This window comes from Flavobacterium psychroterrae (assembly GCF_018380615.1).
Taxonomy (GTDB): Bacteria; Bacteroidota; Bacteroidia; order Flavobacteriales; family Flavobacteriaceae; genus Flavobacterium; species Flavobacterium psychroterrae.
In genome coordinates, this window is sequence record NZ_JAGYVZ010000002.1 from 191,295 (window position 1) to 204,381 (window position 13,087).

Sequence of the window (13,087 nt, forward strand, 5' to 3'; positions counted from 1 at the left end):
CCATTATGAAACAAGAAGAATTGCAAGCAATAGCATCTCAGCTCAAACATCCAACAGGAGAAAAAGGAATTGAAATGGCAAACATGATGCATGAAACCAACATCAACATGACGCGCAATTCGATTCGAAATCTCAATATAGAAAGTAGAAATTCAATTTTAGAATTAGGTCACGGAAACGCGGGACACGTAGAATTTGTATTCGAACAAGCTAAAAATATTAAATATTATGGACTTGAAATGTCTGAATTAATGTTTCAGGAAGCCCGAAAAATCAATAGAAATTATGTTTCTCAAAAAAAAGCTTTCTTCTCACTTTATGATGGCAATGTAATTCCGTTTCAAGATGAATATTTCAATAAAGCATTTACAGTAAACACAATTTATTTCTGGCAGGAACCTGAAAAATTGCTTTCGGAAATCTATAGGGTTTTAAAACCAAAAGGTATTTTTTGTATCACTTTTGCCGATGAAAGCTTCATGAAGCAATTGCCATTTACCCAATTTGATTTTGAACTTTACACCACGCCAAAAGCTGAAAAATTAATGGAGAAAACATCATTTAAAATCATAAACAAAGAAACTTTAACCGAAAAGGTAAAAACCAAAACCGGCGAATTAGTTGATCGGGATTTTACCACTTTAGTTTTAGAAAAATAGTTTATTTGTGCCGTTTAGCATTAAATATTTGCAAAAAATCATAATCAAAATGCCAATACATTTCGAATTTAATGGTCTGCCAACATTTAGTACCTAGCGACACATTTAATTAGTAAAGATTAAAAATCATTTGAAATCCTCTTATTCCGATAGCTATCGGGAGTGGCATTAAAAAACAATTTTGCATTCAATTTTTGATTACTTTAATTGATTTTTATTTCACGTTTGTATTTTCCACATTCTTATACGATTAAATTATGGAGGTTAAAAAAATCAATTTTCTAAAAAGCTACAGCAGTATTTTACTACTTCTTGGTGGCATCACAGTTGGGAGTATATTTGGATTAGTTTTTAAAGAGAAAGTTGAGGTTGTAAAACCTATTGGGGACATATTTCTAAATTTGCTTTTCACGGCTATTATTCCTCTTATTTTCTTTACAATTGCTTCGTCAATTGCAAGTTTAGAAAGAACAGAAAAATTAGGAAAACTATTTGTTATTATGATAGCGGTTTTTTTAAGTACAGTTTTGATCTCAGGAATCGTAATGATTATTGCTGTTTATATTTTTCCAATTCATCAAAACGTTATTATTTCTAAGGTTCCTTTAGAGAATATTCAATCTGGGAGTATTGGCGATCAAATTGCGCAATTACTAACCGTAAATGATTTCTTCGAATTACTTTCCCGAAAAAGTATGTTGGCATTAATTATATTTTCTTTTTTAATAGGTTTTGCAAGTTTACAATCCGGTGAAAAAGGAAGTGCTTTTAGAAGTTTTCTCGATTCCGGAAACGAAGTTATGAAGCAGCTTTTGAATATGATTATGAAATTAGCTCCAATAGGTTTAGGCGCTTATTTTGCTTATCAGGTTGGTGTTTTTGGACCCCAATTATTTGGGATTTATGCTAAACCATTAGGAGTTTATTATGGAGCTTGTGTTTTTTATTTCTTTGTGTTTTTTAGTTTGTACGCTTTTGTAGCTGGAGGAAAAAGAGCTTTCAAAGTTTTCTGGACCAATAATATTACACCGTCCTTAACAGCAGTTGGAACTTGTTCAAGTATTGCAACAATACCGGCAAATCTGGATGCAGCCGAAAAAATGGGAATACCCAAACACGTTCGCAATCTGGTAATTCCGTTAGGAGCGCCATTGCATAAAGACGGTTCGAGTATGTCATCCATTTTAAAAATTACGTTTCTTTTTGCTATGTTCGGAAAAGATTTTACATCTCCGTCAACCATACTTTTAGCATTAGGAATTACAGTAATCGTTTCGATTGTAGAAGGCGGAATCCCAAACGGAGGTTATATAGGAGAAGTTTTGGCAATCACCGTTTACGGATTACCAATGGAGCAGGCTTTGCCGGTTGCCATGATTTTGGGAACTCTTGTTGATCCAATAGCTACATTATTAAATGCAAATGGTGATGTGATTTCCTCAATGTTAGTCTCGCGGTTTGCAGAAAAAACTAAATGGTAAAAGAGTTTTTTCCAGAATAAACTTCAATCAAATAAAATCAGTGTTAATCCGCTTAATCAGTATAATCTATGGGCAATTTTACAGCAATTGATTATACAATAAGCAAGTAAATAATATATAATGAATTCAGTACTTCAACACGATCTTCATGATCTGGAAAATATACTTAATCAGGCAAAACAACAGGGAATAGATTTTTTGAACAATCTCGAACACATTCCAACTTCAAATAAAAATACAATTGATCCAACAAGACATTTAAACGAATTAGGTTTAGGATCTTTAGCTACTTTAAAGGAATTTAATGAAAGATTAGCACCGTTAATGGTTGCTTCGCCCGGACCAAGATATTTAGGATTTGTAACAGGAGGTTCAACACCGGCTTCGATTGTGGGCGATTGGCTGGCAACAATTTACGATCAAAATACACAAGCAGTAAAAGCGCAGGGAGGAACTTCGGCTTTAATCGAGTTTGAAACCATCCATTTATTATTGCAATTATTAGACTTGCCAAATACATTTTTAGGCGGATTTGTAACGGGAGCAACCATGTCAAACTTTACCTGTTTAGGAGTTGCAAGACAATGGTTTGGAGTGCAATCAGGAAAAGATTTTGCCAAGAACGGAATATCTGAAACGATTAATATATTAACGTCAACACCGCATTCTTCTTCTGTAAAAACATTGTCAATGTTAGGTATAGGAAGTAATAATTACACGACAATTAAAACCATTGAAGGCAATCGTGAAGCAATTGATATAGATGATTTAGAAAAAAGCATTCAAAGTTTAAATGGCAAACCTTTCATTCTGATTTCAAGTGCGGGAACGGTAAACACGGCAGATTTTGACGATTTTAAAGCTATTTCAAGACTAAGAGAAAAATACAATTTCTGGTGGCATATTGATGCTGCTTTTGGCGGATTTGCAGCTGTTTCAGAAAAATTTAAACATCTTGTTGAAGGATGGGAAGGAGCAGATAGTATCACTATTGATTGTCATAAGTGGCTAAATGTGCCTTATGAAAGTGCTTTTTATTTAATTAAAGAAAAGCACATGAGCCTTCAGGTAGAAACTTTTCAAAATTCTAATGCACCTTATTTAGGAAACCCTTTAGAGAATTTTAATTACTTAAACGTATTACCGGAAAATTCACGGCGTTTACGCGCTTTGCCAGTTTGGTTCTCATTATTGGCTTACGGAAAAGAAGGTTTTCAGGATATTGTAGAAAATAGCACAGCATTAGCATTGCATTTTGCAAACGCAATTATAGAAAATGATAATTTTGAACTTCTTGCACCAATCCGATTAAATAATGTTTGTTTCACATTAAAAGGAGATCATAATCAGGAAAATGTAAGTCAGTTTTTAACTCATTTAAACGACAGAGGAAAAGTATTTATGACGCCAACAGTTTATGAAGGACGTAAAGGAATCAGAGCGTCGTTTGTAAACTGGCGCACAACCGAAAATGACATTAAAATTATAATAGAAGAGATGAAAGAATCTATTTTAGTTTTAGAAATATAATCTTAATAGAAAGAACTGAAAGCATATAAAAAAAGCCAATTCATCTATGTTAGAAGAATTGGCTTTATGTGTAAACTGTAAACTGAGAATGTAAACTGAAAAACTTACTTAGTAATTTCTCTAAAAACAGCTTCAAGATTTTTATTTTTCTGATTGAGTTGTAACGTTTTTAAACCGTTTGCATTGGCGAAATCAAAAATAGACGGACGCATATCTTTTTCGGCAACAAAAGTTAGTTCCCAAGTCATATCATGAATATTTCTATAAGAAGTAATATTTTCGAGTTTGGCTAAAAGTTGTTCTTCGATTTGATAATCAAATTCTACTTCAATTACTTGTTCTTTATTTTCGGATACCAGATGATCTAATTTTTTATCGGCAACGATTTCACCTTTGTCAATAATTATGACACGATCACAAATGGCTTCAACTTCCTGCATAATGTGAGTGGATAAAAAAACTGTTTTATCTTTTCCAACATTTTTGATAACGTTACGAATTTCCATTAACTGATTAGGGTCCAGTCCGGTAGTTGGCTCATCCAAAATTAAAACATCAGGATTGTGCAGTAAAGCATTGGCAAGTCCTACACGCTGGCGGTATCCTTTTGATAGCTGTCCAATTTTTTTATGACTTTCAGCTGTCAGTCCTGTCAGTTGAATAACCTCTTCAATTCTTGATTTTTCAACCTTATAAACATCGGCATTAAAAGCCAAATACTCACGAACATACAAATCCAAATACAACGGATTATGCTCCGGCAAGTAACCAATAGAAAGTTGAACAGATTTTGCATTTGTCATGACATCATGACCATTTACAAGGGCTGAGCCATCATCTGCCAATAAATATGTGGTCAAAATTTTCATCAATGTGGATTTTCCTGCTCCGTTAGGTCCTAGAAATCCTACGATTTCTCCTTTTTGAATAGAGAACGAAATTGAGTTAAGCGCTTTTTGCGTTCCGTAACTTTTTGATATGTTGTTTACTTCTATCGACATGAATATTTATTTGCTACAAAAGTAAACAGAAATAGTGTTCATTTCTAAATTTTTGTCTTTTAAAGAAATCATAAAAAAATCACAAAGCCCAACTGCAACGGCACCGTTATTGTTAAAGCAGTAGTAATTAAAAAAATAATTTATAATGAAAAAAATTTTACTTATTCTGGCTTTAGCTATGTTTAGCTTTGCAAATGCACAAAAAGGAACAATCTTAGTTGGTGGAAACATTGGATTTACTTCTGAAAAATCAGAATTTCAATTTGGTGAAGCAACAACAAATACCTTTAGCTTTTCTCCTAAAGTTGGTTACCAATTTAATGACAACTGGACTGTTGGGGGTGAATTCACAGTAGCTTCATCTAATGATGACAACGCAACTAGAGAAATTAAAGACAATAATTTCAAAATTGGAGCATTTGTACGTTATGCAGTGCCTTTGAGCCAAACTTTCTCTATTTTTGCTGATATGGGTGCAGGTTTTCAAAATGCAAAATCTAAAGTATACGGTCCTGGAAATGCTTACTCAAAATCTAAAGCAGATGGTATGTATGTAGGTGTTACTCCAGCTCTTTTTATCAACATGAAAAAAGGTTTTGGTTTAAACTTTAGTATTGGTGGTTTAGGATATGAAACACTTAGTTATGATAATAACGGTGCTGATTACAGTAAATTCTACTTCAACTTTGGACAAACATTTAACATTGGAGTTTCTAAAAACTTCTAATCTTAGTTATATTCAATTTCATAAAGCACTCCAATTGGAGTGCTTTTTTGTTTTTAATATTGAACCGTTCTAATGACTATGAGATCTGATGCTTGCTTAATTGACAATCACCTCAAAAATTTCTGTATAAGTAACAGAAGTTTTTTCTTTATCAGTAAATTCATAAGTAAGAACTGCTTCTATCGTATTAATTCCTTTTTTGACTAATACTTCTTTTACATCAATACCTATTTGAGACGTATTTTTTAATGTTCGTTTAGCTTTTTTATTATTTTCATTTTCAATCTTAAAAATACGTTTAGCATTAGGTACATTTGCTATTAAATAATGATATTTTAAGGTGTCTCCAACTTTCAAATATTGATTGACTTCTTGTTTAAGCCGTCTTTTTTTTGATATATTATTTTGATACGTTTCTATTAATGGATAACCTTTAAAGTTTACCACATTTTCATTTTCATCAAATAGAATAGTATAAGCTTGCACTCCTAAATCATCGTATGATGTATAACGCATAATTTTTCCTGATGGAAAATTATCGATCTTTTCTTCAAGAAGTTTATTTTCTTGGTGATTAGAAAGTAATAATTTATCATCAAAAACAGAATCTCCATTTTTAGGAACATATTCAGATGCATCTTTTTTTTGTTTTATATCAGAAGAATAAAAAAACAAGCCAATCAATCCAACTATCAAAGCGAATGCTATTGTTATAATATATTTATTTTTCATTAATTTTTTTTGTTAAGATTTGTAAATGCTATTCAATACTGATTATGAGATCGGGTTAATGAACCTCAACCTCAAAAGAAATCGTATCATTAATAACCGACTTTCCTTTATCATTAAATTCATATTTAACGATAGTTCTTATTTTATTGATTCCCTTTTTGATTAGTATTTCTTTTATTTCAAGACCAGTTTGAGATATTTTTTTGATTGTTCGGTGCACTTTTGTATTGTCAACGCCTTGATTTTCTATTTTAAGAGTACGTTTGGCATTTGGGATATTTGCTATTAAATAATGCTGTTTTAAAGTATCACCAACTTTAAGATATTGTTTAATTTTTGTCTTAAATTCTTCTTTGTTTGCGATTTTGTATTGATAAATTTCTAATATTGGGTAGCCTTCATAACTTTTCACATTGCTTTGTTCATCAAACCGAATGATAAAACCCGACATATCAAAATCATCATAAAATACATATCGTTCTATTTTTCCACTTTCATAATTGAAAATTGTTTCCGTAGATTTATTATTATTTTTATAATCGATACTTTCGATATTACCATTATTAAAAAAAAACGTTATTGGTCCTACAGACTTTCCATTTTTATATAATCCCGTTTTGATTTTTATTCCATTATAATTGCAAAGTTTATATTTTCCATCGACAATTGTATCGCCATTTTTTATGATATATTCCGTAAACAGTATTTCTTTGTCTTTTGGGAAATATGTTTTAAGTACGCCTTTTTTATCTTGTTTTTCGCAAGAATAAAACACAATTCCAAAGACTAAAAATAAAATAGGGTATTTATATATACTGGTTTTGAATGTTTTAGTCAATTTTTTCAATTTTAACAATTTTTCCATTTACTGATTTTTCTATCTTTTGAAGTGTGTTATTTTTACCGCCATAATGAAGAATGTCGGTAGTGTCACTTTTTAATCGTTTCGGTTCTTCTTTTTGCCCTTTCAAGACTTCTTTAAACGACTTTACACTATTCGCACCATTATCAAAAGTATTCATCACATCATCGTTTTTACTGTCTATTGTTCGTTTTCCTCCGTTTGTTCCTTTTCCTTTTGGGGTAGTAGTACTGCCGTTCTTTTCAAAAGCCAGCACAGTAATAAGATATTCAAATAAACCTCCAAAATCAATCCATGTCACATTTCTTCCGCCCTTGGGCAATAAGCCTGGATTTTGAAATGCCCCTCCGTCAGAAATTGCATATCCTCCACTAAAAAAAGATGATTTCTTTTTCTGGAAGTTATGGATGACTTCTCCGTTATAATATATTTTTTTCGTGTCTCTGTCGAGTAATATTCTGTTATTGTTACTAAAGGTTTTGCCCCATGTGTGTCCTAAATTAGAATAATGGTCAATTTGAGCTTTTCCGTCAAGCCAAATTATTTCCCCCGTTTTTTTTATTTCTATACCAATCAAATGGAGTTCGTCCGTAAAAATCAACTAAACGTAATAAATCGCTGTTATAAGATGAATATGAAGAATATTGTCCGAGATCTTCATCTATCTTAAAATCGTCAAAAGTGTGAAAGTTATCAAAGTTTTTAAACATGGCTAATAATTTTTTGTAAGCTATTACTTATTTTAAGTAATGATACATGGAAAACGATTCACCTGCAATACCCTGTTTTAGTGATTAACATAATTTTAAATAAAATAAAAAGAGACTCGTGATTTTCTTTTTTTTAAGCTTTAAAAAGGTTATTCTAGTTTTATTAAATTTTTTAAATGTTCAATTTCGCCTTTACCAGCGGGCGATAAAATTTTGTAAAGCATTTAATTATTAAGTTCATGATTCTTTTAAGCATATACGCAATAAAGTGGTATTATACAATACCGTGTTTTAGGGATTAACATAATTGCTGTAAAACAAAAAAGAGACTCGAAAGTCTCTTTTTTAAAATTAATATATATCTTATATCGTTTATTTATCTTTTAGAAAATTTTCTAAATATTCGATTTTATCTTTGTCAGCTTGTAACAAACGTTCGTATAATTTTTTGTTTTCTTCGTAGGCATCGATTAATTTATCCAACGGATTGAAGTTGCAAATATTTTGAGCGCCTATTGGTCCCTGATTAATACTATGATCGTTAAAACTATTGAAATAGTTAATAACACCTTCGTCACTATAATTTTTAATAGCATCAACACTAACACCTAAAACTTCGGCAATAGCATTTAATTTTTCGTCATCAACATTTTCGCTTCCTTCAATGTTAGAAACAGATTGTTGGCTTACACCAATTGCGACTGCAAGGGATTCTTGTTTCATTCCACGAAGTTCTCTGATTCGGCTAATATTTCTGCCAATGTGTTTTGGTTTTGTTGCTGTGCTCATAATTCAAAGATATTTAAAAATTCTGTAAAACTTTTCTGTTTTGGTAAAATACAATATGTATTTGTGGCATACAATTCTTGATAGTTCGTTACCTCAAAATCTATTGATTAGTTTTGGATCGTTAAACAAAAGTACGATTTTACTTATATATTAAATCAAAAAAAAGATACAATTATGGAAATCAATGAAATCAAAAAATTACAGCATCTTAGAAAAATACTTTCTTCGTATTTCAATACTTTACAAACTGTTAGTGATAAAGCGGAAGTTGATGAAACTCAAATAAAAAAGGTCGATTATTATGAGCTTGGTTGTTTAATTACCAATATGCTAAAAATGTGTGTTTTGGCGTTGGAGCAAGATGCAAACAAAAGTCAGTTAATAAATGTGTCTCTTATTTTAGAAATGATAATCGAAATGTTTCCTCTGGATGAATTTGAACTTTTAGGCGAACTCAATCAAATGTTGATAACAGATTCTTAAAATCGTGTTGTGTCGACATGATTTAATAAGTATATGCATTAAAATTAGTCAATATGAAAACTAAAGAAATTAAAACAGAGGATATTTGGAATGATAAAAAAATGGAAAATGCTAAAAAAGCAATATTATCTCATTCTGCGACTCAATCTAAAGAAAGATTGTTAGCTAATCAATTACTTTCTATTCAATATAAGTTAGCAGATTGCTCAAAAAAATATCATCCATTACTTAAAAAATAAAATTATGAGTATTTCAACATTTAGTAAAACACGAAATAAAAATATGAAACAAAATAATTACCTTTGAAAGACAAAAATATAATATGCTATGAACTTACAATTGACAAAAATGGAACTTATAGAAATGCTTCTAAGTACTAAAAAAGTGACAGTCTTGAAAAAAGTTAAAGCTATTTTAGAAGAAGAGCAAGACAGACTTACAGAGGCCGATTATAAAATTATAGATTCGAGAAGAGAAAAGCATTTAACCGGTGAAAGTAAATCTTTTACTTGGGAAGAAGCCAAAAAAATCATACAGAAGCTATAGATGAGGTATGAATTTGAAATTAAAGAAGAAGCAGTTTTTGACATTAGGCAAGCTTATCTTTATTATGAAGAACAAAGAATAGGTTTAGGAAATCGCTTTTTAGATACTTTGGAGACTTATTTTGAAAGAATTCAAAAATATCCGGAACATTACCAAATAAAAAGGAAACCTTATAGAGAAGCTTTTGTAAAGGATTTTCCATATCTTATTATTTATGAATTCGAGCTAAATAAAATAATTATTTATGCAATTTTCAATACATGGAGAAATCCAAATAAAAAACCGATAAAAAAATAAAATGCCAACAAAGGTGAAGTCGAAACTAATTCATAACTACAAGAACTTCGACTCCACCAGTTGACACTAAAAAACAAAAATATATCTAAAAAAAAGTATTAAGTAACAGGGTTTTCAACAGCTGCTCTCATTTCCTGAGCGGCGGCAACCATTTCGATTAACGCTTTTTTGGTTTCATCCCAATGACGTGTTTTTAAACCACAATCAGGATTTACCCATAATTGATCCACCGGAATTACTGCCGAAGCCTTTTCTAACAAACGCACCATTTCGGCACTTGAAGGAACACGCGGCGAGTGAATGTCGTAAACTCCGGGGCCAATTTCGTTAGGATATTTAAAGTTCGCAAAAGCATCTAAAAGTTCCATTTGTGAGCGTGAACATTCAATTGTGATTACATCAGCATCCATATCGGCAATATTCTGGATAATGTCGTTGAATTCGCTGTAACACATATGGGTGTGAATTTGCGTATCGTCGTTAACTCCACTTGCCGAAATTCTAAACGCTTTTACAGCCCAATCAAGGTAGTTTGCCCATTCTTCTTTTCGCAATGGCAATCCTTCGCGAATCGCTGGTTCATCGATTTGGATGATTTTGATTCCTGCTTTTTCAAGATCGACAACTTCATCACGAATTGCAAGAGCAATTTGCGTACAAGTCTCAGAACGAGGCTGATCGTTACGAACAAACGACCATTGCAAAATAGTTACAGGACCTGTAAGCATTCCTTTTACCCATTTTGAGGTTAGAGACTGTGCATATTTCGACCATTTTACGGTCATTGGGTTGGGTCTTGAAACATCGCCATAAATAACCGGAGGTTTCACGCAGCGGCTTCCGTAACTTTGAACCCATCCATTTTTTGTAAAGGTAAAACCAGACAATTGTTCTCCAAAATATTCGACCATATCGTTACGTTCAAACTCACCATGAACTAAAACATCAATCCCGGTTTCTTCCTGAAAACGAATTGTCGCTTCGGTTTCTTTTTCGATTAATTCGTTGTATTCTTCAGTTGTTAATTCTCCTTTTTTAAATTTTGCTCTCCAGCTTCTCACTTCGGCAGTTTGAGGGAATGATCCAATTGTGGTTGTTGGAAATAACGGAAGATTTAAAGCTTCGATTTGGCTTTTTCTTCGGGTTGCAAAATTACTTTTACGTTGATCGTCGGTTGCTGTAATTCCTGCAACACGAGCTTTAACGTCATTATTATGAATTAACGTTGAGGTTTTACGGTTGTCATTTGCAATTGTATTTCGTTCAAAAGCTACTGAGTTTTGAGCGATAACTTCGTTTGAAGCTAATTGTTTCAATACTACAATTTCGTTTACTTTTTGTTTTGCAAAAGCCAGCCATTGTTTGATTTCGGGAGTAAGCGTTTCGTCATTTGTTTCTAAATCCAAATCGCACGGACTGTGAATTAAAGAACATGATGGTGCTACCAGAATTCGGTTTTCTCCCAATGCATCAGTTGCTTTTTTGATTAATGTCAAAGAATTTTTGTAATCGTTTTTCCAGATATTTCTTCCATCAACAACTCCTAAAGAAAGATTTACGTTTGCCGCCAATTTTCCAGATTCTAAAATATCATCTAGTTGAGATGGACAACGTACTAAATCTAAATGGAATGTATCAACAGGCAAAGCCAATGCCGTTGCAAGATTTTCTCCAAAACAATCGAAATAATTTGCCAGAACGATTTTAATTTTCGGGAAACGAATGTTGATTTCATTATATACTTGTGTGAAAGTATTACGTTCTTTATCTGTTAAATTTAAAGCCAGGAAAGGTTCGTCAAGCTGAATGTATTCGACTTTTTCGGCTTGTAGCTTTTCGAAAATTTCAAAATAAACAGGCAATAATTTATCGATAAGATCAATTCGGTGAAAACCTTCTTCTTTTTCTTTTCCTAAAAGTAAATAAGATATTGGTCCAATTAAAACTGGTTTTGTAGCAATTTTTAAAGCGTTTGCTTCTTTGAATTCATTGATTATTTTTTCTGAAAACAATTCGAATTTTTGGTTCTTCGTAAATTCTGGAACAATATAATGGTAATTGGTGTCAAACCATTTTGTCATTTCCATCGCCACAACATCCTGTCCGTCTTTTTGCGCGCCTCTTGCCATTGCAAAATACAAATCGATAGGGGAATTTGTTTTTGCCAGTTCGTGGTATCGTTGCGGAATTGCGCCTAATGTTAAAGTCAAATCTAATACCTGATCATAAAATGAAAAATCATTAGACGGAATCAAATCTACTCCGGCTTCGGCTTGTAAATGCCAGTTTTTGCGACGAATTTCTTTTCCGTTCTGAATCAATTCATCAACCGAAATTTTTCCTGCCCAATACAATTCACAGGCTTTTTTTAATTCTCTGTTGCTACCAATTCTTGGGTAACCTAAATTATTTGTTTTCATTTTTGTTTCAGTATTTTTTACTGAACAAATTTATTGTTTTAGGTTTTATAACTTATATTTGATGATTATTTAAGTAAATAGTGTTTTAAAATGTATGTTTTGGAGATTATATTACTGATGAAACCTTTTTAAGAGAACTTTAGCCGTAAAAAAAACTATGGAAAACCTGGATAAAACCGATTTGCTGATATTAAAATACCTTCAGGAAAACTCAAATATCAACACAAAAGACCTTGCAAGTAAATTATTTCTGACTGTTACGCCAGTTTACGAACGTATAAAAAGGCTAGAAAGAGACGGATATATTACAAAATATGTGGCGTTGCTGGACAAGAAAAAAATGAATCGCGGCATGATCGTTTTTTGTAATGTGAGGTTAAAAGAACACGCAAAAAATGTGGGAAGCAATTTTGTAAAAGATATTGTAGCACTTCCTGAAATTATTGAATGCTATAATATTGCCGGCGATTATGATTTTATGCTTAAAATCCTAGTTCAGGATATGGCTAGTTATCAGGATTTTGTAATGAATAAATTATCTACGATTGAAAACATCGGGAATACGAACAGTATTTTTGTGATGGGGGAAATTAAACACAGTACGGCGTTAGAGTTTTAATGGTTTCAAGTCTGTTGCGTTTAATTTTGAACACATAGAGACATAGCTAATCTGGTGTCAAAAGATGTTTCACTCAAAATAAATCGCATAGTGCTATGTGAAAAAAGCATGATTTTTTAAAACTCTCAAACTTCGATTTAAAATCTATGTTTCTATGTGTTAAATAATTTTTTCAGCAAGTTTTACTTATAATTATTAGTGTTAGAGTGTATTTTGTTTTGATAAAATACT

Annotated in this window: 16 protein-coding genes; 9 read left to right on the forward strand and 7 right to left on the reverse strand. The window is 31.8% G+C overall.

The features are described from left to right. Window positions 1–5: 5 nt before the first annotated feature. The 3 genes from KHA90_RS02670 to KHA90_RS02680 all read left to right on the forward strand — a co-directional run bounded on the left by KHA90_RS02670 (window position 6) and on the right by KHA90_RS02680 (window position 3,670). Complete coding sequence (locus tag KHA90_RS02670; RefSeq protein WP_213294942.1) at window positions 6–659, forward strand: class I SAM-dependent methyltransferase; 654 nt, start codon at window positions 6–8, stop codon at window positions 657–659. Window positions 660–916: 257 nt separating this feature from the next. Further along, window positions 917–2,140: a dicarboxylate/amino acid:cation symporter gene (locus KHA90_RS02675; RefSeq protein WP_213294945.1), complete on the forward strand. Its 1,224-nt coding sequence runs from the start codon at window positions 917–919 to the stop codon at window positions 2,138–2,140. Window positions 2,141–2,260: 120 nt separating this feature from the next. Further along, window positions 2,261–3,670, forward strand: coding sequence for a pyridoxal phosphate-dependent decarboxylase family protein (locus KHA90_RS02680; RefSeq protein WP_213294947.1), 1,410 nt, complete (start codon window positions 2,261–2,263; stop codon window positions 3,668–3,670). A 104-nt stretch (window positions 3,671–3,774) separates the two neighbouring features. Here KHA90_RS02680 and gldA read toward each other — a convergent pair whose 3' ends face one another. Next, on the reverse strand, window positions 3,775–4,671 hold the full coding sequence (gene gldA, locus KHA90_RS02685; RefSeq protein WP_213294949.1) for a gliding motility-associated ABC transporter ATP-binding subunit GldA: 897 nt from the start codon (window positions 4,669–4,671) through the stop codon (window positions 3,775–3,777). A 145-nt stretch (window positions 4,672–4,816) separates the two neighbouring features. On the opposite strand from gldA, the gene KHA90_RS02690 reads away from it, so the two are divergent. Next, entirely contained in the window at window positions 4,817–5,398 is a 582-nt protein-coding gene (locus tag KHA90_RS02690; RefSeq protein ID WP_213294952.1) for an outer membrane beta-barrel protein, read from the forward strand. Between the two features lie 96 nt (window positions 5,399–5,494). Here KHA90_RS02690 and KHA90_RS02695 read toward each other — a convergent pair whose 3' ends face one another. From KHA90_RS02695 to KHA90_RS02715, 5 genes are all read right to left on the reverse strand, one after another. Then, complete coding sequence (locus KHA90_RS02695) at window positions 5,495–6,130, reverse strand: hypothetical protein (protein WP_213294955.1); 636 nt, start codon at window positions 6,128–6,130, stop codon at window positions 5,495–5,497. Window positions 6,131–6,185: 55 nt separating this feature from the next. Further along, entirely contained in the window at window positions 6,186–6,995 is an 810-nt protein-coding gene (locus KHA90_RS02700) for a toxin-antitoxin system YwqK family antitoxin (RefSeq protein WP_213294958.1), read from the reverse strand. Beyond that, on the reverse strand, window positions 6,961–7,569 hold the full coding sequence (locus KHA90_RS02705; RefSeq protein ID WP_213294962.1) for a hypothetical protein: 609 nt from the start codon (window positions 7,567–7,569) through the stop codon (window positions 6,961–6,963). Before KHA90_RS02705 ends, KHA90_RS02700 begins: the two co-directional genes overlap by 35 nt. Further along, the gene (locus KHA90_RS02710; RefSeq protein ID WP_213294967.1) at window positions 7,523–7,702 is read right to left on the reverse strand and encodes a hypothetical protein; all 180 of its coding nucleotides are present in this window, start codon (window positions 7,700–7,702) and stop codon (window positions 7,523–7,525) included. The genes KHA90_RS02705 and KHA90_RS02710 overlap by 47 nt, the downstream gene beginning before the upstream one ends. A 372-nt stretch (window positions 7,703–8,074) precedes the next feature. Beyond that, entirely contained in the window at window positions 8,075–8,491 is a 417-nt protein-coding gene (locus tag KHA90_RS02715) for a helix-turn-helix domain-containing protein (RefSeq protein ID WP_213294970.1), read from the reverse strand. Window positions 8,492–8,665: 174 nt separating this feature from the next. Between KHA90_RS02715 and KHA90_RS02720 the strand changes: the two genes are divergently transcribed. The 4 genes from KHA90_RS02720 (at window position 8,666) to KHA90_RS02735 (ending at window position 9,817) form a co-directional block, all read left to right on the forward strand. Beyond that, window positions 8,666–8,974, forward strand: coding sequence for a hypothetical protein (locus tag KHA90_RS02720; RefSeq protein ID WP_213294972.1), 309 nt, complete (start codon window positions 8,666–8,668; stop codon window positions 8,972–8,974). Window positions 8,975–9,027: 53 nt separating this feature from the next. Further along, on the forward strand, window positions 9,028–9,213 hold the full coding sequence (locus KHA90_RS02725; protein ID WP_213294975.1) for a hypothetical protein: 186 nt from the start codon (window positions 9,028–9,030) through the stop codon (window positions 9,211–9,213). A 109-nt stretch (window positions 9,214–9,322) separates the two neighbouring features. Then, window positions 9,323–9,520: a hypothetical protein gene (locus KHA90_RS02730; protein WP_213294978.1), complete on the forward strand. Its 198-nt coding sequence runs from the start codon at window positions 9,323–9,325 to the stop codon at window positions 9,518–9,520. Beyond that, window positions 9,521–9,817, forward strand: a complete 297-nt coding sequence (locus KHA90_RS02735) for a type II toxin-antitoxin system RelE/ParE family toxin (protein ID WP_213294981.1) — start codon at window positions 9,521–9,523, stop codon at window positions 9,815–9,817. A 98-nt stretch (window positions 9,818–9,915) separates the two neighbouring features. Here the strand turns inward: KHA90_RS02735 and metE are convergent, their stop codons facing one another. Next, window positions 9,916–12,237, reverse strand: a complete 2,322-nt coding sequence (metE, locus tag KHA90_RS02740; protein ID WP_213294984.1) for a 5-methyltetrahydropteroyltriglutamate--homocysteine S-methyltransferase — start codon at window positions 12,235–12,237, stop codon at window positions 9,916–9,918. Window positions 12,238–12,394: 157 nt separating this feature from the next. Here metE and KHA90_RS02745 point away from each other — a divergent pair, with 157 nt between their 5' ends. After that, a complete protein-coding gene (locus KHA90_RS02745; protein ID WP_089477889.1) occupies window positions 12,395–12,856 on the forward strand; it encodes an Lrp/AsnC family transcriptional regulator in 462 nt (153 codons plus the stop codon). Window positions 12,857–13,087: the final 231 nt, after the last annotated feature.

Coding starts and splice junctions, on each gene's coding strand:
- KHA90_RS02670 (WP_213294942.1), top strand. CDS start 6: ATGAAACAAGAAGAATTGCAAGCAATAGCATCTCAGCTCAAACATCCA.
- KHA90_RS02675 (WP_213294945.1), top strand. CDS start 917: ATGGAGGTTAAAAAAATCAATTTTCTAAAAAGCTACAGCAGTATTTTA.
- KHA90_RS02680 (WP_213294947.1), top strand. CDS start 2,261: ATGAATTCAGTACTTCAACACGATCTTCATGATCTGGAAAATATACTT.
- gldA (WP_213294949.1), bottom strand. CDS start 4,671: ATGTCGATAGAAGTAAACAACATATCAAAAAGTTACGGAACGCAAAAA.
- KHA90_RS02690 (WP_213294952.1), top strand. CDS start 4,817: ATGAAAAAAATTTTACTTATTCTGGCTTTAGCTATGTTTAGCTTTGCA.
- KHA90_RS02695 (WP_213294955.1), bottom strand. CDS start 6,130: ATGAAAAATAAATATATTATAACAATAGCATTCGCTTTGATAGTTGGA.
- KHA90_RS02700 (WP_213294958.1), bottom strand. CDS start 6,995: ATGGAAAAATTGTTAAAATTGAAAAAATTGACTAAAACATTCAAAACC.
- KHA90_RS02710 (WP_213294967.1), bottom strand. CDS start 7,702: ATGTTTAAAAACTTTGATAACTTTCACACTTTTGACGATTTTAAGATA.
- KHA90_RS02715 (WP_213294970.1), bottom strand. CDS start 8,491: ATGAGCACAGCAACAAAACCAAAACACATTGGCAGAAATATTAGCCGA.
- KHA90_RS02720 (WP_213294972.1), top strand. CDS start 8,666: ATGGAAATCAATGAAATCAAAAAATTACAGCATCTTAGAAAAATACTT.
- KHA90_RS02725 (WP_213294975.1), top strand. CDS start 9,028: ATGAAAACTAAAGAAATTAAAACAGAGGATATTTGGAATGATAAAAAA.
- KHA90_RS02730 (WP_213294978.1), top strand. CDS start 9,323: ATGGAACTTATAGAAATGCTTCTAAGTACTAAAAAAGTGACAGTCTTG.
- KHA90_RS02735 (WP_213294981.1), top strand. CDS start 9,521: ATGAGGTATGAATTTGAAATTAAAGAAGAAGCAGTTTTTGACATTAGG.
- metE (WP_213294984.1), bottom strand. CDS start 12,237: ATGAAAACAAATAATTTAGGTTACCCAAGAATTGGTAGCAACAGAGAA.
- KHA90_RS02745 (WP_089477889.1), top strand. CDS start 12,395: ATGGAAAACCTGGATAAAACCGATTTGCTGATATTAAAATACCTTCAG.